Source organism: Pseudomonas schmalbachii (assembly GCF_017589465.1).
GTDB classification, from domain to species: Bacteria; Pseudomonadota; Gammaproteobacteria; order Pseudomonadales; family Pseudomonadaceae; genus Pseudomonas; species Pseudomonas schmalbachii.
Map to the genome: position 1 here is coordinate 212,249 of NZ_JAELYA010000009.1, position 21,012 is coordinate 233,260.

Below are 21,012 nucleotides of genomic sequence, written 5' to 3' on the forward strand. Positions count from 1 at the left end.
TGGAAATCGCGAAGCATTTCCACCAGATCGTGCCGCTTAGTCCGTAGGTTGGTGCTGAGCTTGCGAAGCCCAACTCGGCGAATGTTGGGCTTCACTGCGTTCAGCACCAACCTACGAGGGACGTTCAGAGCAATGGCTGCAGCGCCTGCCACAGGGATTCGGGGTCGGCGAAGCTGCGCTCCACCTCGGGCAACTCCGGGCGTGCCAGCAGCAGCACCGGCAGGCCGCGTTCGCGAGCCACCTGCAGCTTGGCTTCGGTGGCGTTGCCGCCGCTGTTCTTGCTGACCAGCACATCGAAGCCCTCGGCGGCGAACAGCGCGCGTTCGTCTTCCAGCTGGAACGGGCCGCGGGCGGCGATGCAGCGGGCGCGGGGGTGAGCGAGCTGGGCGTCGAGCAGGCGCAGAGTCCAGAACTGCCCGGCGGGGATTTCATGCAGGTGTTCCAGCGGTTCGCGGCCAAGGGTGAAGAACGGCTTGCGGAAGGGCGCCAGGGCGTCGCGCAGCGCGGCCCAATCGGCCACCTCGCGCCAGTCGTCGCCGGGGCCGGCCTGCCAGCCGGGGCGGCGCAGGGCCCAGCAGGGGATGCCGGCGAGGCGCGCGGCTTCCGCCGCATTGGCGCTGATCCGGGCGGCGTAGGGATGGGTGACATCCAGCAGCAGGTCGAAGCCTTCGGCGCGGATGAAACCGGCCAGGCCCTCGGCGCCGCCGAAGCCGCCGACCCGCACGTGGCAGGCGAGGTCGTCCGGCACCTTGCCCAGCCCGGCCAGGCTGTACAGGTGCTCCGGGCCGAGGCGCCGGGCCAGGCGCAGGGCGTCGCCGACGCCACCGAGCAGCAGCACGCGGGCACTCATGGCTTGTTCACTTCCAGCAATGTGATCGGCAGGGCGCTGCGCCAGGTGTCGAAGCCGCCGAGCGGCTGGGCTTGGGCCACGGCGATGCGGATCAGTTCGCCGCCATGCTGTTCGCGGAAGGCCACCAGCGCGGCCTCGCTCTGCAGGGTCACGGCGTTGGCGACCAGCCGGCCGCCGGGTTTCAGCGCCTGCCAGCACTGTTCCAGCACGCCGGGGACGGTGACGCCGCCGCCGATGAAGATCGCATCCGGCTGTTCCAGCCCCGACAGCGCCTCGGGCGCATGACCGGCCACCAGTTGCAGTTGGGGAACGCCGAGCCGGTCGCGGTTGTGCGCGATCATCTGCTGGCGGCCTTCGTTCGCCTCGATGGCGATGGCCCGGCAGCGCGGATGGCTGCGCAGCCACTCGATGCCGATCGAGCCGCAGCCGGCGCCGACGTCCCACAGCAGCTCGCCGGGACGCGGCGCCAGGCGGGCGAGGGTGACGGCGCGCACATCGCGCTTGGTCAACTGGCCGTCGTGGCGGTAGGCGTCGTCGGGCAGGCCGCAGGTCAGCGGCAGCGGTTGGGTACCGGCATCGGCGCGGCATTCCACCGCCAGCAGGTTGAGGGCGGCGGCTTCCGGCAGGTTCCAGCTTGCGGCCAGGCCATCGACGCGCCGCTCCAGCGGTCCGCCGAGGTGTTCCAGCACGCTCAGGCGGCTGGCGCCGAAGCCACGTTCGCATAGCTGCGCGGCGATGGCGGCGGGGCTGCTGCCGTCGTTGCACAGGATCAGCAGGCGCTGGCCGTCGTGCAGGTGCAGGTTGAGCGCTGCCAGCGGCCGAGCCACCACAGACAGCACGGTCACGTCCTGCAACGGCCAGCCCAGGCGCGCGGCGGCCTGGGAGCAGGAGGAGGGCGCCGGCAGCACCCTCATTTCGGTTTCTTCGACATGCCGCGCCAGGCTGGCGCCGACGCCGAACAGCATGGGGTCGCCGCTGGCCAGCACGCACAGCGGCGTGCCGCGGCGTTGCAGCACCGGCGCCAGGCTGAACGGGCTGGGCCAGGCCTCGCGCGTGGCGCGGATGCACGGCGGCAGCAGTTCCAGCTGGCGCGGCGCGCCGACGATATGCCCGGCTGCCAGCAGCGCGCGGCGCGCCGCCTTGCCCAGTCCGGCGTAGCCGTCTTCGCCGATGCCCACCACCGTCAGCCAGGCTGTCATGCGTGTCTCCTCGATGCGTTGCAGGCGACGCGCGGGCTTGGCCAGGCGCCGGAAAAAGCGGGCATAATAGCCGCTTCGTCGGTGCCCCAGCGATCTTCCAGACGCTGACATGGGCCGAAGAGGGAACACGGACAAACCGTGGCTGCCCCCGCAACTGTAAGCAGCGAGTCGCTCCGCACAACGCGCCACTGAGCAATCGGGAAGGCCGCGGAGCAATGCCGACCTGCCAGCCAGGAGACCTGCCGACGACGCAGTCGCGAGTGCCAACATCGGGCGGGGTGTACCGATGCCAAGGAATCCCTTTGGGGTTCCGCTGGTTCGGTCGCCGCGTCGTTGGTTGTCGGTGACCGCGTTGAAGCACGATCCATCCGTATCGATTCCCTTCTCCCCCAGGCCCTCCGCCTGTCCGGGGCTGTGGCGCGTCGTGTCCGCCCTGGATGGCGGCATCTGCCGGGTCAAGCTGCCCGGCGGCCAGCTTTCCAGCGCCCAGGCCCGCGCTGTCGCCGAGGTCGCGCGGATGTGCGCCAGCGGCGTGCTGGAGCTGACCAACCGCAGCAACCTGCAGATTCGCGGCGTGCGCGCGGAACATCAGGACGAGCTGGTGCGGCACCTGCTGGCCGCCGGTCTCGGCCCCCGCAACGCTGCCGCCGACGATGTGCGCAACCTGCTGCTCAGCCCCGCCGCCGGCCGCGACTCGGCTGCGTTGGTGGATGCCCGTCCGCTGGCCGATCAACTGCTCGCGCTGCTGCAGGACACTCCCGAATTTCACGCCCTGTCCGCCAAGTTCGCCCTGCAGCTGGACGGCGGCGAAACCCTGTCCATGCTCGACCATCCCCATGACATCTGGCTCAGCGCCTTGCCCGGCGGTGCGCAGATGGCCTTCGGGCTGGCCGGTTGCCCACGGCGCCAGCCTCTCGGTGTGGTCGATCTGGCCGAGGCGCCACGACTGGTGGAAGTGCTGCTGCGCCTGTTCCTGCAACTGGCCGGCGAGCACACGCGTATGCGCCAGTTGCTGGTCGATCTGCCGGTGGAAGACTTTCTCGCTCGCCTGCCATTCGCGCTGGATCGCCGCCAGCCGGTGTTGCCATTGGCGGAGACGACCGCCGGGCCGCTGGGTGTGCATGCTCAGCGCCAATCCGGACTGGTCATGCTGCTGGCCGGCGCGCCGCTGGGGCGGCTGGAGGCCGTGCAGCTTTGGGCGCTGGCCGATCTGGTCGAGTCCGAGGGCAGTGGCGAGCTACGCCTGACGCCCTGGCAGGGCGTGCTGCTGCCGGATATTCCCGTCGCCCGCCAGAGTGCAGCAGCCCAGGCCATGAACGATATCGGCCTGCTGCTGGATGCCCGCGCGCCGCTGGCCCGTTTGCTCGCCTGCAGTGGCAGCAGCGGGTGCGCCAGGGCGATGGCGGATACCAAGGGCGACGCCCTGCGCCTGGCCGCTCACATGGGCAGCAGCGGGCCGGCGCAGGTGCACCTCTGCGGCTGCCCGCGCTCCTGCGCCGCCGCCCATGTCGCTCCCTTCACCCTGCTGGCCCAGCCCGGCGGGCGCTACCACCTCTATCGGCGCGAGCCGGGCCAGGCCGGGTTCGGCCGCCTGCTGGCGCCATCCCTCGATATCGACCAAGCCGGCGACTGGCTCGCCACAGGAAGTCCCGAATGATCGATTACATCCGCGATGGTCAGGCGATCTATCGCCAGTCCTTCGCCACCATCCGTGCCGAGGCCGATCTCTCGGCCATTCCCGCCGATCTGGAAAAGCTCGCCGTGCGCCTGATCCACGCCTGCGGCATGGTCGACGTGGTGCAGGACCTGCGCTTCTCGCCGGGTGCCGGCGCCGCCGGGCGTGCCGCGCTGGCCAATGGCGCGCCGATCCTCTGCGACGCGCGCATGGTGGCCGAGGGCATCACCCGCGCGCGCCTGCCGGCGGACAACCGGGTGATCTGCACCCTGAACGAGGCGGACGTGCCGCAGCTCGCCCGCGAACTCGGCAACACCCGCTCGGCGGTGGCGCTGGAGCACTGGCGCGAGCATCTGGAAGGCAGCGTGGTGGTGATCGGCAATGCGCCCACCGCGCTGTTCTACCTGCTGGAAATGCTCGACGCCGGTGCGCCCCGGCCGGCGCTGATCCTCGGCATGCCGGTGGGTTTCGTCGGCGCGACGGAGTCCAAGGACATGCTCGCCGCCGACAGCCGCGGCGTGCCCTACGTCATCGTGCGCGGCCGGCGTGGCGGCAGCGCCATGGCCGCGGCGGCGGTCAACGCCCTGGCCACGGAGGTGGAGTGATGCGCAAGGGACGTCTGCTCGGACTCGGCGTCGGCCCCGGCGATCCGGAACTGATCACCCTCAAGGCCCTGCGCCTGCTGCAGTCCGCGCCGGTGGTGGGTTACTTCGTGGCGAAGGCCAAGGCCAGCAAGGGGCAGGGCGGCAACGCCTTCGGCATCATCGAGCGGCACCTGACGAACGCCCAGCGACGCCTGCCGCTGGTCTACCCGGTGACCACCGAGAAGCTCGAACCGCCGCTGAGCTACGAGGATGTGATCAGCGACTTCTACGACACCTGCGCGGCACAGATCGCCGCCGAACTGGACGCCGGCCGCGACGTGGCGGTGATCTGCGAGGGCGACCCGTTCTTCTACGGCTCCTACATGTACCTGCATGACCGGCTGGCCGAGCACTACGAGGCGGACGTGGTGCCCGGCGTGTGCTCGATGCTCGGCTGCGCGTCGGTGCTCGGCACGCCGCTGGTGTACCGCAACCAGTCGCTCAGCGTGCTCTCCGGCGTGCTGCCCGAGGATGAACTGGAGCAGCGTCTGCGCGAGGCGGAGGCGGCGGTGGTGATGAAGCTCGGACGCAACTTCGACAAGGTCCGCCGCGTGCTGCAGCGCCTCGGCTTGGACGGCCGCGCCCACTATGTCGAGCGCGCCACCATGGACAACCAGCGCATCGTGCCGCTGGACGAGGTGGAACCGCTGGCCTCGCCATATTTCTCGATGATCCTGGTGCCGGGGGAGAAGTGGCGTGGCTGAGCTGGATACCCTGAAGTCGCCGGCCATCGTCATCCTCGCCGCCTCGGCGCTGGCCACCGCGCGCCGCGTGCAGCAGCGCTATCCCGGCGCCGAGATCCACGGCCTGCGCGGGCGGGTCGAAGGCGTCGAGCGGAGCTATCGCGAGTTCGCCGAACACCTGCGCGGCCTGTACCGCGCCGGCACGCCGATCATCGCCCTGTGCGCCGCGGGCATCGTCATCCGCAGTCTGGCCCCGGCGCTCGCCGGGAAGGGTGCCGAGCCGCCGGTACTGGCCGTGGCCGAGGACGGCAGCGCGGTGGTGCCGCTGCTTGGCGGTCTGGCTGGAGTCAACCGGCTGGCCCGCGAGCTGGGCGGCTGGCTGGCGGTGGCGCCGGCCATCACCACCAGCGGCGAGCTGCGCTTCGGCACCTGCCTGCTCGATCCGCCGTCCGGCTATGTGCTGGCCGACCTGGAGCAGGGCAAACGGCTGGTCAGCGACCTTCTTGGTGGCGCGCGCCTGCGGGTGGAGGGCGAGGCGCCATGGCTGGAGCAGGCCCGGCTGCCTTTGCATCCCGAGGGCGAGCGCTGCCTGCGTATCGATGTGGCGCTTGGGAATGAAGACGAGACCCTGCTGATCCATCCGCGCCTGCTGCTGGCGCGGTGCAGCGACTTCGCCGACGACCTGGCCGGGCGCCTGCGCGACTTGCTCGCTACGGCGGAATTGGCGGAGCAGGCATTGGCCGCGCTGCTGGTCGAGGGGCCGGGCCGCTCGCTGCCCGCCGTCGAACGTGCCGCCTGCGAACTGGGTGTGCCGCTGCGCTTCATCGAGTCCACCGCCGGACTGCCGCCGGCCCGTTGCGAGGCGCCGGGGCTGAGCCTGCATCAGGCCGCGAGTCCTGCGGCGGCCGCAGCTATCGGCAGGCCGCGCGGCAGGCTCAGCGTGGTCGGTATCGGCCCCGGCTGCGCCGATCTGCTGGCCCCGGCCGTGCGCCGGGCACTGGACGAGGCCGGGGATGTGCTGGGCTACGAGACCTACGTGAGCATGGCCGGCCCCTACCGTGCGGACCAGCGCGTGCATGGCAGCGACAACCGCGAGGAACTGCAGCGTGCCGCCCATGCTTTCGAACTGGCGGCCGAGGGGAGGCGGGTGGTGATGGTGTCCTCCGGCGACCCCGGCGTGTTCGCCATGGCCGCAGCGGTGATGGAGGCGCTGGAGGCGTCCGGCGATGCGCGCTGGCACGGCGTGGAGCTGGAAGTGCTGCCCGGCATCTCCGCCGCGCTGGCCACCGCCGCCAGGGCCGGCGCGCCGCTGGGGCATGACTTCTGCCTGATCTCGCTGTCCGACAACCTCAAGCCCTGGGCGGTGATCGAGAAGCGCCTGCAGCATGCCGCCGCCGCCGACCTGGCGATGGCCTTCTACAACCCGATCTCCCGCGCCCGCCCCTGGCAACTCGGCCGCGCCCTCGACCTGCTGCGCCAGCATCGTGCGCCGCAGACGCTGGTGGTGCTCGGCCGCGATATCGGCCGCCCGGCGGAGGCGCTGCGGGTGCTCGCCCTCGGCGAATTGACGCCGGAGCTGGTGGACATGCGCACGCTGGTGATCGTCGGCTCCAGCCAGACCCGGCGCTTCCCGCGGCAGGGCGGCGGCGAGTGGGTGTATACGCCGAGGTGGTATCCGGGGGAGTAGCGAGGTTATTCGCGGACCTCGGGCGTAGGGCGGGTGCAACCCGCCGGTTCGGTGGGGTGATGGCGGGTTGCACCCGCCCTACGCTCCTACGGAACCATCGGCGTTGCGATTCCCCTCACCCCAACCCTCTCCCGGAGGGAGAGGGGGCTCGACGGTGTTGGGTTGTATGCCGTGCCAGTTCCGTAGGATGGGTTGAGCGCAGCGATACCCATGGGTATCGCGAATGATGGGTATCGCAAGCTCAACCCATCCTACGAAGAGCGCTGCCCCTACGCCGGATGGTTGTATGTCCGGTTCGTCAGCCTCAGGCCAGGGCCTGGTCCGTGGAGGCGGCGGGACGCTTGTTCACCGAGCGATGCAGCAGGCTGGAGACCGCGAAGCCCACCACGGCGAGGATGCTCATCAGGCTGAACACATAGGTGTAGCCCTGTTCGCCCGGATAGTGGTCGAGCAGCGAGCCGTAGATGACGTAGGCGAACATCCCCGGGGCGTAGCCGATCAGGCAGCCGATGCCGAAGGCCGAGCCACTGATGCGCGAGGGGATTCCCACTTCGCTCATCGGCGCCCAGAACACGCCGCGCATGGTGAACACCACCAGGGCGAAGGACAGCGTGGCGGCCATGCCGGCGTAGATGAAGCTTTCGCCGTGCGGAATGCCGAGAATCACCGCCATCAGCGGAATGAGCGCAAGGAAGGCCCACTTCAGGTAGCGGCTCGGGCTCTTCATTCCCTTGTCGGCGATGAAGCCGCCAGCCGGGCCGCCCAGTACCTTGAGGAAGTACTGGTTGATGATGCCGTAGGCGCCCACCAGCGCCACCGGCAGCTGGTACATGTCCTTCAGGTAGGGGATGAAGTAGGTCAGGCCGCAGTAGACGATGTAGACCATGAACACGTTCAGGCTTACCAGCCAGATGCCTGGCATGCGTACCGCCTCCAGCAGGCCGGCGAGGCCGATGGGTTCGCGGTTGCCGCTGGTCTGGCGGGCATCCCTGAGCAGGAACCAGGTGAGCAGGCCGACGCCGATGTCGATTCCCGAGTAGAACAGGATGGCTGCCTTCAGACCGTCCGCGCCGGAACCCAGGGCGACGAACACGCCGAGGGCGGAAAACGCCACCAGGGTATCCACCACGCCACGGCCGCCTTCGAGGAAGCCGAACATGCGGCCCTGCTCGTTGTCGTCGCCGAGGTTGCGAATGGCTTTCAGCAGCGACGGCCAGAAGATGCAGTCGGCACATACCGCCAGCAGGCTGAAGACGATCAGCAGGTGGCTGTAGCCGGGGAAGCTGGCCAGGTACAGGCCGAGGCTGCCGGCGCCGATCAGCCCGATGGGAATCAGCTTGCGCGTCTCGAAACGGTCGGCGAGGAAGCCGCCCAGGACGAACAGGGCCGTGGCGATGATGGCGTTGGCGCTGAGCAGGGTGCCGATCTCGGTGTGAGTCAGCCCCATGTGCTCCTGCATCGGGATGTAGAAGGCGTCCTTCAGGTTGGCCAGTTTGTAGATGGTCCCGCCACCGAGGACGAGGACCAGGAAGCGGAGCCACTTGGCTTTAGCCTGTGCTGTCATTGTTGTTCTCCACAGTTTCCGGTGTTGTTGGGGCCGGTCAGGCGCGCTGGGCGTCGGCCAGGGTCAGTTCGGCGAGCAGGCGCAGCTCGGCCAGCAGGCCGCGCAGGTGGCGTACCTGATTGTTCGCCCAGCGGTGTTCGTCGGCCATCATCCGCTCCAGGCTGTAGCCCGGCGGGAGCGGCGTCTCGCTCATCTCGCGGTAGGGAATGAAGGGGTCGGCGTCTTCGCCGGTCTGGCGGAAGGCGGGGGCGATGTAGTGGTTTTCCTGTTCGAGGATGAAGGCCACCACCTGCGGCGCCGTCTCGCCCAGCAGCAACAGCTCCAGCAGCATGCGCGCGCCGGGCAACTGGTCCTCGTCGCTGCCCTGCAGCACGCCGTAGTGGCCGAAACCGTTCTGCTCGGGGACCACACGCACGCCCTTGAGGTGGACCTGGCGGATGAAGGGCGCGAGATTGGCCAGCGCCGGCAGCGGTCGTTCGCAGGCGTTGATCATGTTGCCGAAGTCGAACAGGGCATTCAGGCGCGGGTGCCCGACCCGGCGCAGCAGGGCGGCGATCTCGTCGCTCTTGAGTTCCTCGTGCTGCTCGAAGTCGAAGTTGATGTCGTGCTCGTCGGCCAGTCGTGCCAGGCGCCGCAGGTCGGCCTCGATCAGGTCCATGACCCGCGACAGGTGCCCCTCGTAGCGGGAGTAGACGCGAATGTTGCGGCTGCCGATGGCGCGGGCCACGGCCACCGCCTGGTCGACGTCTTCCGGGCGGGTGCTGCTGATCTCGACATGCAGGTCGAGGCCGAGCGCGCGGGCCTTGTCGCCAAAGGCGGCCAGCCCTTCGGCGGACATGCGCGACAGGCTGTTCTCCTCGCCATCCAGCAGGTGCAGGGAGAGGCCATCCAGTTCGTGACGGTAGGCGAAGTCGAGCATGTCCCCGGGAGTGACCCGGCCGTGGGTGAGGTTGGTCAGCAGCGGATAGCCATGGGCGAACAGACGCAGGCTGTCCAGGCGTTGCAGCAGGCGGCGGGCGAGGTCGGGTGTGAGCGGCGGCGGGGCGGAATCGGCTCCGGCGTTATGGCTCAGAAGGGCGGCGAATCGGGCTTGGATAGCATTCATTATTGTCATTCCTGATAGCGACACCGGGGTGGCCGGCAGTTCTTTTATCGCTCCGGAATGGCGCTATACCTATAGCCATTATTGTTTTGTTCTTATGGCCATTTTGGCTGCCCTCTCGGGCCGGGGCTCACACCCGCATGCCCAGGGCGTGCAGGGCGTGGACGAATTCCTGCACACGCTTTTCGGCCTGTGCCTCGGGGGTGGCGGCGAAGCCCAGCAGCAGTCCCGGCGGCAGGTAGCGGCGGATGCAGTAGTCGCGCAGGGCGTAGGTGTAGACCTGATGGTCGGCCAGGCCGCGGGCGAGGGCGTCGTCGTTCATGTCTTCCGCCAGCCAGCCGATCATGTGCAGGCCGGCCTCGACCGGCGCCACCGAGAGAAAGCCGCCCAGGTGGCGCTGCAGTGCGTCCAGCAGGCACTCCTGGCGCGCCTGGTAAAGGTTGCGCATGCGCCGGATGTGCCCGAGGAAGTGGCCGTCGAGCATGAAGTCGGCAGTGGTGTCCTGGTGCAGGGTCGACGGGCTGCGGTCCATCACCGCGCGAATGGCGCAGAAGGGTTCCACCAGCGCCTCGGGCAGGATCACGTAGCCCAGGCGCAGGGAGGGGTAGAGCACCTTGCTGAAGGTGCCGACGTAGATGACCTTCTGCCACGGGTCCAGGGCGTACAGCGCCGGCAGCGGGCGGCCGACGTAGCGGAATTCGCTGTCGCAGTCGTCTTCCACGATCCAGCCATGGCCATGTCCGGCCCAGTCGATCAGTTCCTGGCGGCGCGCGTAGCTCATGGTGGTGCCCAGCGGGTGCTGGCGCGACGGAGTGGTGAAGGCCAGGCGTGCGTCCGGGCATTCGCGCAGGCCCTGCTGTACGTCCAGGCCCTGCTCGTCGATACGCAGGGGCACCAGCTGGCAGCCCAGCGCCTGGAAGGCGATGCGCGCGGCGATGTGGCCGGGGTCTTCCATCCACACGCTGTCGCCGGGATTGAGCAGGAGCATGCCGAGCAGGTTGAAGGCCTGCTGGGCGCCGGAGGTGATCACCACCTGGTCGACGCTGCATTCGATGCCGCGGGCATCGGACACGTACTCGACGATGGCTTCGCGCAGGCGCAGCAGGCCTTTCAGCTCGCCGTAGCCCAACTGCGCCTTGTCCGGCTTGCGCAGGTGGCGGTTCATCAGGCGTTTCCATACCAGCATGGGAAAGGCGTCGTAGGCCGGATGGCTGGGCAGGAAGGATGTCGGACAATCCGCTGCCCAGGAGCTGTAGGACATGCCGCTGAAGTGATCGCTGCGCAGGGAGTGCACCGCCTGGCTCATGCTGGACAGGCGCGGAGGCTTGCGCGGGATGTTCGCGGCTGCCTTGCGGCCTTCCCATTCATCGCCGACATAGGAGCCGGCGCCGGTGCGCGATGCCAGGAAGCCCTCGGCGGTGAGCTGGTCGAAGGCATTGAGCAGGGTGATTCGCGACAACCCCAGTTCCTTGCACAGGGTGCGCGTCGAGGGCAGGCGTGTGCCGCCGGGTAGTCGTCCGGAGAGAATCTGCTTGCGTACCTGCAGGTAGAGCTGCCGATAGAGCGGCACCGGGCTGGAACGGTCCAGTTCGATGCCTGTGAGCAGCATGCCGCCGGGTGTCTTCATTTCGGTCCCTGCCTTGCGTCCTCGAATATTGTGCGCCGCTCCGCATCGGAGTGGGGAGGCTGGCGCCGGGCAGCGGGAGCAGTTGCCGGCCGGGTGCTGCTGGCGTCCAGCGCACATGTACGGCCAGCGGAAACGAGAAGGGCGCGGTGTTCGCCGCGCCCTTCGGTGTTACCGCGTTACGTTACACCAGCTCGATCGCTACCGCAGTCGCTTCGCCGCCGCCGATGCACAGCGAGGCCACGCCGCGCTTGCCGCCCTTCTTCTGCAGGGCGTTGATCAGGGTGACGATGAGACGCGAGCCGGTGGAGCCGACCGGGTGGCCCTGGGCGCAGGCGCCGCCGTAGACGTTGACCTTGGCGTGGTCGAGGCCGTGTTCGCGCATGGCGAGCATGGTGACCATGGCGAAGGCTTCGTTGATCTCGAACAGGTCGACGTCGTCCTTGGTCCAGCCGGTCTTCTTGAACAGGTTGGTCATGGCGCCGATCGGGGCGATGGTGAATTCGCTCGGGTCCTGGCTCTGGGTGGCGTGGCCGACGATCTTCGCCAGCGGCTTGAGGCCACGGGCGGCGGCTTCCTCGGCGGTCATCAGGACCAGCGCGGAGGCGCCGTCGGAGATCGAGCTGGCGTTGGCGGCGGTGATGGTGCCGTCCTTCTTGAACGCTGCCTTGAGGCCGGGAATCTTGTCCAGGTTGGCGTTCAGCGGCTGCTCGTCATCCTTCACCACGACCTCGCCCTTGCGGGTGGTCACGGTCACCGGAACGATCTCGGAATCCAGCGAGCCATCCTTGATCGCGGCCTGGGCGCGCTTCAGCGATTCGATGGCGTAGGCGTCCATTTCCTCACGGGTGATGCCGTACCTGTCGGCGGTCTCCTGGGCGAAGGAGCCCATCAGGCGGCCGCTGCGGGCGTCTTCCAGGCCGTCGAGGTACATGTGGTCCTTGATCTCGGCGTGGCCCATGCGCAGGCCGGTGCGGGCCTTCTCCAGCACGTAGGGGGCGTTGGACATGCTTTCCATGCCGCCGGCGACCATCACCTTGTTGGTGCCGGCCTTGAGCAGGTCGTGGGCCAGCATCACGGCTTTCATACCGGAGCCACAAAGCTTGTTTATGGTGGTGCAGCCGGTGGCGCTCGGCAGGCCTGCGTTCAGCGCGGCCTGGCGGGCCGGGCCCTGTTTCAGACCAGCGGGCAGCACGCAGCCCATGATCACTTCCTCGACGTCGGCGGGCTGGATACCTGCACGGCTGACGGCTTCGCGGATGGCTACGGCGCCCAGGTCGACGGCGGAAACGCCGGACAGGCTGCCCTGCAGGCCACCCATGGGAGTGCGGGCGCCACTGACGATGACGATTTCGGACATGAAGCTGTACCTCGTTGATCTTGTCTTGAAGTCGATTCGAGCCAGCGATTCTACAACGTGACCGGAAGCAGCCAAAGAGTCATCTGCAAATCACTCTTTGGTTGGATGATCTGATGGCGCGGTGACCCTAGAGTCATGTCCACCAACAATGACAATGTGCCTTACAGGTGTGCCGCCCATGCTTCAGACCCGCATCCTCCCGTCCGCCCAGAACGCCTACCAGTACCCGCTGCTGATCAAGAGCCTGCTGCTGTCCGGCAGCCGCTACGAGAAAGGCCGCGAGATCGTCTATCGCGACCAGGTGCGCTACACCTACGCCACCTTCAACGAGCGGGTCGCGCGGCTGGCCAACGTGCTCAGCGAGGCGGGCGTGAAGGCCGGCGATACCGTGGCGGTGATGGACTGGGACAGCCACCGTTACCTCGAATGCATGTTCGCCATCCCGATGATCGGCGCGGTGCTGCACACCATCAACATCCGCCTCTCGCCGGAGCAGATCCTCTACACCATGAACCACGCGGAAGACCGCTTCGTGCTGGTCAACAGCGAGTTCGTATCGCTCTACCAGGGCATCGAGTCGCAGCTGACCACGGTGGAGAAGACCATCCTGATGACCGACAGCGCCGACAAGAGCTGCCCGCTGGCCAACTGCGTGGGCGAGTACGAGAGCCTGCTGGCCGAAGCCAGCCCGCGCTATGCGTTCCCGGACTTCGACGAGAACTCGGTCGCCACCACCTTCTATACCACCGGCACCACCGGCAACCCGAAGGGCGTGTATTTCTCCCACCGCCAGCTGGTGCTGCACACCCTGGCCATGGCCTCGACCATCGCCAGCCTGGACAGCATCCGCCTGCTCGGCAACAACGACGTCTACATGCCGATCACCCCGATGTTCCACGTGCATGCGTGGGGCACGCCGTACGTGGCGACCATGCTCGGCGTCAAGCAGGTCTACCCGGGCCGTTACGATCCGGAATTCCTGGTCGAGCTGTGGAAACGCGAGAAGGTAACGTTCTCCCACTGCGTGCCGACCATCCTGCAGATGGTGATGAACGCCAAGGCCGCGCAGGGCGTGGACTTCGGCGGCTGGAAGATCATCATCGGCGGCAGCGCGCTGAACCGTGCGCTGTACGACGCGGCCAAGGCGCGCGGCATCCAGCTCACCGCCGCGTACGGCATGTCGGAAACCTGCCCGCTGATTTCCTGCGCCTACCTCAACGAACAGCTGCGCGCCGGCAGCGAGGACGAGCGCACCACCTACCGCATCAAGGCCGGCGTGCCGGTGCCGCTGGCGGAAGCGGCGATCATGGACGAGCACGGCCAGTTCCTCCCGGCCGATGGCGAGTCCCAGGGCGAACTGGTGCTGCGCTCGCCGTGGCTGACCCAGGGCTACTTCCGCGAGCCGGAAAAGAGCGAGGAGCTGTGGGCCGGCGGCTGGATGCATACCGGCGACGTGGCGACCATCGACGGCATGGGCTTCATCGACATCCGCGACCGCATCAAGGACGTGATCAAGACCGGCGGCGAATGGCTGTCCTCGCTGGACCTGGAGGACCTGATCAGCCGCCATCCGGCCGTGCGCGAAGTGGCCGTGGTCGGCGTGCCTGACCCGCAGTGGGGCGAGCGCCCGTTCGCCCTGCTGGTGCTGCGCGAAGGGCAGGCGCTGGACGCCAAGGCGCTGAAGGAACACCTCAAGCCCTTCGTCGAGGAAGGTCACATCAACAAGTGGGCGATTCCCTCGCAGATCGCCGTTGTTACTGAAATTCCCAAGACCAGTGTGGGCAAACTGGACAAGAAGCGAATCCGTGTGGATATCGTCCAGTGGCAGGAGGCCGGCAGCGCGTTCCTGTCCACCGTTTGAGCCATGCGCCGCGCCCGCCGAGCAAGCGCTCGGTGCGGTGCGGCCCCGTCTGGCGCGGCCTTCACGGGGGTCGTGCTACCTGACCGGGTAGTCACGGGATAAATCACACTTTGGTGCGATCATCCCCCCCTGATGGCTGGCTATATTCGACGCACTCATAACAAGAAACACATGGAGTAGCGTCGATGACACAAATGAAAAGGATCTGGCGCCTGGCAAGACTGCCACTGGCGGTCAGCCTGGCCTCATCCCTGGCGGCTCCTGCCTCCGCCATCAGCTTCAACGTGGGGGAAGTCGAGGGTTCGTTCGACTCGTCCCTGTCCGTCGGCGCCAGCTGGTCGACCGAGAGTCCGAACAAGGACCTGATCGGGGCGAACAACGGCGGCAGGGGGCTCTCGCAGACCTCCGACGACGGCCACCTGAACTTCAAGAAGGGCGAGACCTTCTCGAAGATCTTCAAGGGCATCCACGACCTCGAACTGAAGTACGGCGATACCGGCGTCTTCCTGCGCGGCAAGTACTGGTACGACTTCGAGCTGAAGGACGAGAGCCGCCTGTTCAAGGACATCGACGACCACAACCGCAAGGAAGGCGCGCAGTCCTCCGGCGCGCAACTGCTCGATGCCTTCGTCTACCACAACTACAACATCGCCGAGCAGCCGGGCACCGTGCGCCTCGGCAAGCAGGTGGTGAACTGGGGCGAGAGCACCTTCATCCAGAACGGCATCAGCTCGATCAACCCGGTCGATGTCTCGGCGTTCCGCCGGCCTGGTTCCGAGGTCAAGGAAGGCCTGATCCCGGTGAACATGTTCTACCTGTCGCAGAACTTCACCGACAGCCTGTCCGCCGAGGCCTTCTACCAGCTCGAATGGGACCAGACGGTGGTCGACAACTGCGGCACCTTCTTCTCCCAGCCGGACGTGATCGCCGATGGCTGCGACGGCAACCTGGCGGTGCTGCGCACGCAGCGGGCCCTGGGCGGCGCGCTGGGGCCGCTGGCAACGCCGGTCGGCAACGTGCTGCGCAACAACGGCGTGACCTTCGGCAATCCGGACGAGGGCGTGATCGTACGTCGCGGGCCGGATGAGGATGCCCGTGACAGCGGCCAGTACGGCCTGTCCATGCGCTACTTCGCCAACGAGCTGGATACCGAGTTCGGCGCCTACTACATGAACTACCACAGCCGTCTGCCGATCTTCAGCGGCAGGGCCGCCAGCCCGGCGGTGTTCGGCCTGTTCAGCCCGCTCAATCCGAACGGCATCGGGGCGCAACTGGTTCGCGCCGGGGTGCCGGCGCCGAACGCCGCCGCTGTCGCCCAGCAGATCGCGCCGCTGGTCGTCGCCGGCAACTCCAGCTACTTCGTGGAGTACCCGGAAGACATCCACCTGTACGGCCTGAGCTTCTCCACCACACTGCCCACCGGCACCGCGTGGAGCGGCGAGATCAGCTACCGGCCGAACGCGCCGGTGCAGATCAACACCACCGACATCCTGTTCGGCGGCCTGACTCCTCTGAACCCCAACGTATCCCTGCTGCAGGCAACCCCGGGGCGTGACACCCACGGCTACCGCCGCAAGGAAGTCACCCAGCTGCAGACCACCTTCACCCACTTCTTCGACCAGGTGATGGGCGCCGAGCGTCTGACCCTGGTGGGCGAGGTCGGCTGGACCCACGTCGGCGGGCTGGAAAGCACCTCCAAGGTCCGTTATGGCCGCGACCCGGTATTCGGTCCCGGTCCGCTGCCGGCCGGGCAGTGCCAGACCCTCAATGCCGGCACACTGGCTGGCGCTCCGCAGAACAACCTCACCCGCTACTGCGAGAACGACGGCTTCACCACCGCCGACTCCTGGGGTTATCGCATGCGGGCGATCTGGGACTATAACGATGTAATCGCCGGCGTGAACATGAAGCCGAACGTAGCCTGGTCGCACGACGTCGACGGCTACTCCCCCGGCCCCGGCGGCAACTTCGAGGAAGGCCGCAAGGCGGTCAGCCTGGGCCTGGATGCCGAATACCAGAACACCTACACCGCCAGTCTGGCCTACACCACCTTCTTCGACGGCAAGTACTCCACCGTGGATGACCGTGACTTCGTCGCGCTCAGCTTCGGCATGAACTTCTGATCGGAACTCCGGCCCGCTTCGGCGAAGCGGGCCTTCCGCCCGGCACGGGCGAGCATGGGACAGATGTCACGAGCGGCCGTCAGGGCCCGGCTCGTGGGCAGACACGACTTACCGAGGGCACGCGATAATGAGAACTACAAAAATCCTGCTGCAAACCGGGGCGCTGGCGCTGAGCCTGCTGGCGACCCAGGTCATGGCAGCCGTTTCCGCCAGCGAAGCGGCCAAGCTGGGCACCTCGCTGACCCCGATCGGCGCGGAAAAGGCCGGCAACGCCGACGGCAGCATTCCCGCCTGGGATGGCGGCCTGTCGAAGAGCGCCGGCTCGGTCGACAGCAAGGGCTTTCTCTCCGATCCGTTCGCCAGTGAGCAGCCGCTGTTCACCATCACCGCGCAGAACGTCGACCAGTACAAGGACAAGCTGACTCCCGGCCAACTGGCGATGTTCAAGCGCTACCCCGACACCTACAAGATGCCGGTGTACAAGACCCACCGCAGCGCCTCGATGCCAGACGCGGTAATCGCCGCGACCAGGAAGAACGCCACCACCACCAAGCTGGTCGAGGGCGGCAACGGCCTGGAGAACTTCGATACCGCCAACCCGTTCCCGATTCCGCAGAACGGCCTGGAAGTGATCTGGAACCACATCACCCGCTACCGCGGCGGCAGCGTGCGGCGCCTGGTGACCCAGGCCACCCCGCAGCCGAACGGCAGCTACTCGCTGGTCTACTTCCAGGACGAGTTCACCTTCCGCACCAACCTCACCGACTACGATGCGGGCAAGCCGAGCAACGTGCTGTTCTACTTCAAGCAGCGGGTGACCGCGCCGGCGCGCCTGGCCGGTAACGTGCTGCTGGTCCACGAGACCCTCAACCAGGTCAAGGAACCGCGCCTGGCGTGGCTCTACAACGCCGGTCAGCGCCGCGTACGCCGCGCCCCGCAGGTGTCCTACGACGGCCCGGGCACCGCCGCCGATGGCCTGCGCACCTCGGACAACTTCGACATGTACAACGGCGCGCCGGATCGCTACGACTGGAAGCTGGTGGGCAAGAAGGAGATCTACATCCCCTACAACAACTACAAGATGGACGATCCCAAGCTGAAGTACGGCGAGATCATCAAGGCCGGCCACCTCAACCAGGACCTGTCCCGCTACGAACTGCACCGCGTGTGGCACGTGGTGGCGACCCTGAAGCCGGGCGAGCGGCACATCTACGCCAAGCGTGACTTCTACATCGACGAGGACACCTGGCAGGCCGCCGAGATCGACCATTACGACGGCCGCGGCACCCTGTGGCGCGTGGCTGAGGCGTTCCAGCAGTACTACTACAACAACCAGGTCAACTGGTACACCGCGGAAACCCTGTACGACCTGCTGTCCGGCCGCTACCTGACCCTGGGCCTGAAGAACGAGGAGAAATCCTCCTACGACTACCAGTACCGCGCCTCGGAGAGCGACTACACCCCGGCGGCACTGCGCCAGGCGGGCGTTCGCTAAGCGACGACGTTGTGGAAGAACCGGCCTTCGGGCCGGTTTTTCTTTGTGGGCGTCCTGCCATTTTCAGCCTGTGCAGGATGGGTTGAGCAACGCGATACCCATCGCCTTCTGCCCCGGCTGCGCCTCCCGAGCGCCTTATGCCGCCTCATCAACCGGATGGATGGGTATCGCCAGCGCGCCAATGCCTCGTACTATCCGGCACTGGCACATCTCCTGCTTCGAATTCGCGAATCGCTATAGAACGGTAACAATTTCGACTTCATAAGAACGGAACGTGCGTCTAGGCTGCCTGGCAGCACGTAGCGTCCCTGAGCCGGAGTGAACCAGGCCGCATGACTGAATTCCCGACTCTTACAGAAATCGCCAAGCCCGCGTCCCCCACGTCCGGCAGCCGCTTTTACCGCCCGCCGTTGCCTGAGTGCCACGTTTCCCGCTCGCGGCTCTGCGAGCGTCTGCAGGCAGGGCTGGGCGGCCGGCTGATGCTGGTGTCGGCGCCGGCGGGGTTCGGCAAGAGTTCCCTGGCCATCGAATTCTGCGAACAGCTGGAGCCGCACTGGCGCAGCCTGTGGCTGGGCCTCAGCGCGCGGGACAGCGATCCCGGCCGCTTCCTCGAACGCCTGCTGGACGGTCTGCGCCTGCATTTCCCGTCCCTCGGCGAAGAAGCCATGGGCCTGCTGAAGATGCGCCAGCGGCACCAGCCGTTCGCCTTCGAGGCCTGGCTCGACGACCTGCTCGACGAACTGACGCAATGCCTTTCCCCCGAGGCGCCGCTGCTGCTGGTGCTCGACGACTACCACCTGGCCCAGGGCGCGGTGCTCGACCGCTGCCTGCAGTTCCTTCTCAACCACCTGCCGGACGGCATGGTGCTGCTGGTCACCAGCCGCCGCCGGCCGGACTGGCATCTGGCGCGCCTGCGCCTGTCGCGGCAACTGCTCGAACTCAACGAGCAGGACCTGCGCCTGAATACCGAGGAAACCGCCGAACTGGTCGCCCTGAACGGCGCGCGGATGGACGAGCAGGCGCTGGAAAACCTGGTCGAGCGCAGCGAAGGCTGGATCGCCGGGCTGCGCCTGTGGCTGCTCTCCCATGCTGGCGAACTGACCGGCAGCGGCTGCAGGGTCGCGCTGAACGGTGCGGAAGAGCTGATCCGTGACTATCTGCTGGAGGAGGTCATCGACCAGTTGCCGGTCGAGATACAGGAATTCCTCTGCCAGACCGCGCGCTTCGAGCGTTTCTCCGCCGAACTGTGCGACACCCTGCGCGACGCCCACGACAGCGCCGCGATCCTCCAGCACCTGCAGCAGCACCAGGTGTTCCTCGTGCCGCTGGACGAGCAGGGCCAGTGGTTCCGCTATCACCACCTGTTCTCCGACCTGCTGCTGGCGCGCGAGCTGCCGGCCTGCGGGCCTTCGGTGTCGGCGCTGCACCTGCGCGCCTGCCGCTGGTTCAGCGCCCGCGGGTTGCTTGACGAGGCCATCGAACAGGCCCTGCGCGCCGGCCATCCGGAAGTGGCGGCGAGCCTGGTGCAGAGCCTGTCGGAAGAGCAGTTGCTGGCCGAACAGAATGTCGCGACGCTGTTGCGCTGGAAGATGGACCTGCCGGACAGCCTGCTGGCCAGCACCCCGCGCCTGATCGTGTTGTACGGCTGGGCGCTGGCCCTGGCCTGCCAGCTTGATGCGGCGGAGGAACTGGCGCTGCAACTGGCGCGCTTCCTGCCGGCCGCCGATGCGGCCACCCAGCGCGACCTGCTGGCGCAATGGCAGTCGCTGGCCGGCGTGATCGCCCGTGGCCGCGGCGACATCGAATCCGCCGAGCGGCACTGCGGCGAGGCCCTGGACAATCTGGACGCGGGCCGCTTCGGACCGCGTCTGCTCAGCCTGTCGACCCTGGCCAACCTGGCCATCGTGCGCGGCGACCTGTGGCGCGCCCGTGGCTTCAACCGCGAGGCCCTGGAGCTGGCGCAGCGCTTCGGCAACCCGATGTTCGAGGCGATGGTGCACTGCGATCGCGCGCGGCTGCTGCTGGCGCGCGGCGAGGTGAACCGTGCCGACGAGGAAGTACGCCATGGCCTCGCCCGTATCGAAGGGGTGTCGACGCAACGGCGCTCCTCGGTGCGCGGCCGTCTGCTGATCATCCAGGGTTACCTGCGCAGCCTGACGCTGCAGCCGGATGAGGCGCGGCGCAAGCTCAAGGCCGGCATCGACGAAGCACGCCATTGCCGCGACATCAGCCTGGTGATCGGCTATTGCGCGCTGGCCAGCCTGGAAGGGCGGCACGGCAACCACGCCCGCGCCTTCACCCTGCTGGGCGAGGTCGAGCGGCTGATGCACGTGTGGGATGTGCCGCCGGTCTACTACCTGTCGGTCATCACCCTGGTGAAATGCGAGCTGTGGCTGGCGCAGGGGCAGATCGAACTGGCCTCCGCCTGGCTGAGCCGCCTGGCCGATACCTACACCGGCGCGCAACCGGCCACGCCGCCGGAGTGCAGTCCGCTGCTGCCGAGCCATGTCGAACTGCTGCAGGCCACGCTGGCGCTGCGCCAGGGCAACGCGGTCGAGGGCGAGCGGCGGATGCGTTCCGTTGCCGGCAGCGCCACGCGTACCGGCGCGCAATTGTCGGCGAGCCTGGCGCAGGGACGGCTGCTGCTGTTCCTCCTGCACGAAGGGCGCGAGCGCGAGGCTTCCAGTCTGTTCGAGGAATGCCTGGCCGCCGCGGCGGGCGGTGCGCTGCTGCCGCTGGCCGACCTGCTGCGGGAATATCCTGGCTGGGTCCGCGAACAACTGGCGGGCCGCTCCGCCTGTCCGCTGCCGGAGCGCCTGGCCGCAATGCTGCCGGCCCAGCCGGAGCGCCTGGCGACGAACAGCGAATGCCTGAGCGGCCGCGAACTGGCCGTGCTGGAACTGATCGCCCTGGGCTGCTCGAACCAGGAAATCAGCGAACGCCTGTTCATCTCCCTGCACACGGTGAAAAGCCACGCCCGCCACATCAACGACAAGCTCGGCGTCGAACGCCGCACCCAGGCCGTGGCGCGGGCGAAGGAGATGGGACTGCTGCGCTAAGGCGGTCACGTAGGTTGGCGCTGAGCGCAGCGAAGCCCAACATCAGCCAAGCCGTTGCACCGTTGGGCTTCGCAAGCTCAGCACCA

At 67.6% G+C, this 21,012-nt stretch carries 14 protein-coding genes and 1 riboswitch; of the genes, 8 read left to right on the plus strand and 6 right to left on the minus strand.

Annotation, left to right across the window (positions count from 1 at the left end; translation table 11 throughout):
- Positions 1–124: 124 nt before the first annotated feature.
- Positions 125–850, minus strand: coding sequence for a cobalt-precorrin-6A reductase (locus JFY56_RS21395; RefSeq protein ID WP_208316161.1), 726 nt, complete (start codon positions 848–850; stop codon positions 125–127).
- Complete coding sequence (cbiE, locus tag JFY56_RS21400) at positions 847–2,049, minus strand: precorrin-6y C5,15-methyltransferase (decarboxylating) subunit CbiE (protein WP_208316162.1); 1,203 nt, start codon at positions 2,047–2,049, stop codon at positions 847–849. The genes JFY56_RS21395 and cbiE overlap by 4 nt, the downstream gene beginning before the upstream one ends.
- A 62-nt stretch (positions 2,050–2,111) precedes the next feature.
- Positions 2,112–2,310, plus strand: a riboswitch (cobalamin riboswitch).
- Between the two features lie 163 nt (positions 2,311–2,473).
- Here cbiE and cobG point away from each other — a divergent pair.
- The 4 genes from cobG to cobJ are packed head-to-tail and all read left to right on the plus strand — an operon-like array spanning position 2,474 to position 6,738.
- Positions 2,474–3,706: a precorrin-3B synthase gene (gene cobG, locus JFY56_RS21405; protein WP_328824946.1), complete on the plus strand. Its 1,233-nt coding sequence runs from the start codon at positions 2,474–2,476 to the stop codon at positions 3,704–3,706.
- The gene (locus JFY56_RS21410) at positions 3,703–4,329 is read left to right on the plus strand and encodes a precorrin-8X methylmutase (protein WP_208316164.1); all 627 of its coding nucleotides are present in this window, start codon (positions 3,703–3,705) and stop codon (positions 4,327–4,329) included. Before cobG ends, JFY56_RS21410 begins: the two co-directional genes overlap by 4 nt.
- Positions 4,329–5,072 carry a precorrin-2 C(20)-methyltransferase gene (locus tag JFY56_RS21415; RefSeq protein ID WP_208316165.1) on the plus strand — a complete coding sequence of 248 codons (744 nt, stop codon included), beginning with the start codon at positions 4,329–4,331 and terminating at the stop codon, positions 5,070–5,072. The genes JFY56_RS21410 and JFY56_RS21415 overlap by 1 nt, the downstream gene beginning before the upstream one ends.
- Positions 5,065–6,738 (plus strand): precorrin-3B C(17)-methyltransferase, encoded by a 1,674-nt coding sequence (cobJ, locus tag JFY56_RS21420; RefSeq protein ID WP_328824947.1) that lies wholly within the window; start codon positions 5,065–5,067, stop codon positions 6,736–6,738. The genes JFY56_RS21415 and cobJ overlap by 8 nt, the downstream gene beginning before the upstream one ends.
- A 304-nt stretch (positions 6,739–7,042) precedes the next feature.
- Here the strand turns inward: cobJ and JFY56_RS21425 are convergent, their stop codons facing one another.
- The 4 genes from JFY56_RS21425 to JFY56_RS21440 form a co-directional block, all read right to left on the minus strand.
- A complete protein-coding gene (locus tag JFY56_RS21425; RefSeq protein ID WP_208316166.1) occupies positions 7,043–8,302 on the minus strand; it encodes an MFS transporter in 1,260 nt (419 codons plus the stop codon).
- Positions 8,303–8,339: 37 nt separating this feature from the next.
- Complete coding sequence (locus JFY56_RS21430; RefSeq protein WP_208316194.1) at positions 8,340–9,410, minus strand: sugar phosphate isomerase/epimerase family protein; 1,071 nt, start codon at positions 9,408–9,410, stop codon at positions 8,340–8,342.
- A 124-nt stretch (positions 9,411–9,534) separates the two neighbouring features.
- Positions 9,535–11,031, minus strand: coding sequence for a MocR-like pyridoxine biosynthesis transcription factor PdxR (gene pdxR, locus JFY56_RS21435; protein WP_208316167.1), 1,497 nt, complete (start codon positions 11,029–11,031; stop codon positions 9,535–9,537).
- Positions 11,032–11,212: 181 nt separating this feature from the next.
- Complete coding sequence (locus tag JFY56_RS21440; RefSeq protein ID WP_208316168.1) at positions 11,213–12,388, minus strand: thiolase family protein; 1,176 nt, start codon at positions 12,386–12,388, stop codon at positions 11,213–11,215.
- 178 nt (positions 12,389–12,566) lie between these two features.
- Between JFY56_RS21440 and JFY56_RS21445 the strand changes: the two genes are divergently transcribed.
- The 4 genes from JFY56_RS21445 (at position 12,567) to JFY56_RS21460 (ending at position 20,926) form a co-directional block, all read left to right on the plus strand.
- On the plus strand, positions 12,567–14,249 hold the full coding sequence (locus JFY56_RS21445; RefSeq protein WP_208316169.1) for a fatty acid--CoA ligase: 1,683 nt from the start codon (positions 12,567–12,569) through the stop codon (positions 14,247–14,249).
- Positions 14,250–14,434: 185 nt separating this feature from the next.
- Positions 14,435–16,372 carry a DUF1302 domain-containing protein gene (locus tag JFY56_RS21450; protein WP_208316170.1) on the plus strand — a complete coding sequence of 646 codons (1,938 nt, stop codon included), beginning with the start codon at positions 14,435–14,437 and terminating at the stop codon, positions 16,370–16,372.
- A 127-nt stretch (positions 16,373–16,499) separates the two neighbouring features.
- Positions 16,500–17,867 (plus strand): DUF1329 domain-containing protein, encoded by a 1,368-nt coding sequence (locus tag JFY56_RS21455; protein WP_208316171.1) that lies wholly within the window; start codon positions 16,500–16,502, stop codon positions 17,865–17,867.
- Between the two features lie 332 nt (positions 17,868–18,199).
- Positions 18,200–20,926: a LuxR C-terminal-related transcriptional regulator gene (locus JFY56_RS21460; RefSeq protein ID WP_208316172.1), complete on the plus strand. Its 2,727-nt coding sequence runs from the start codon at positions 18,200–18,202 to the stop codon at positions 20,924–20,926.
- The last annotated feature ends 86 nt before the right edge of the window (positions 20,927–21,012 follow it).

What these genes read in the sequence shown, in the direction of transcription:
- JFY56_RS21410 (WP_208316164.1), top strand. Translation starts at nt 3,703, where the DNA reads ATGATCGATTACATCCGCGATGGTCAGGCGATCTATCGCCAGTCCTTC.
- cbiE (WP_208316162.1), bottom strand. Translation starts at nt 2,049, where the DNA reads ATGACAGCCTGGCTGACGGTGGTGGGCATCGGCGAAGACGGCTACGCC.
- pdxR (WP_208316167.1), bottom strand. Translation starts at nt 11,031, where the DNA reads ATGAAGACACCCGGCGGCATGCTGCTCACAGGCATCGAACTGGACCGT.
- JFY56_RS21415 (WP_208316165.1), top strand. Translation starts at nt 4,329, where the DNA reads ATGCGCAAGGGACGTCTGCTCGGACTCGGCGTCGGCCCCGGCGATCCG.
- JFY56_RS21445 (WP_208316169.1), top strand. Translation starts at nt 12,567, where the DNA reads ATGCTTCAGACCCGCATCCTCCCGTCCGCCCAGAACGCCTACCAGTAC.
- JFY56_RS21440 (WP_208316168.1), bottom strand. Translation starts at nt 12,388, where the DNA reads ATGTCCGAAATCGTCATCGTCAGTGGCGCCCGCACTCCCATGGGTGGC.
- JFY56_RS21425 (WP_208316166.1), bottom strand. Translation starts at nt 8,302, where the DNA reads ATGACAGCACAGGCTAAAGCCAAGTGGCTCCGCTTCCTGGTCCTCGTC.
- JFY56_RS21395 (WP_208316161.1), bottom strand. Translation starts at nt 850, where the DNA reads ATGAGTGCCCGCGTGCTGCTGCTCGGTGGCGTCGGCGACGCCCTGCGC.
- JFY56_RS21455 (WP_208316171.1), top strand. Translation starts at nt 16,500, where the DNA reads ATGAGAACTACAAAAATCCTGCTGCAAACCGGGGCGCTGGCGCTGAGC.
- JFY56_RS21450 (WP_208316170.1), top strand. Translation starts at nt 14,435, where the DNA reads ATGACACAAATGAAAAGGATCTGGCGCCTGGCAAGACTGCCACTGGCG.
- JFY56_RS21460 (WP_208316172.1), top strand. Translation starts at nt 18,200, where the DNA reads ATGACTGAATTCCCGACTCTTACAGAAATCGCCAAGCCCGCGTCCCCC.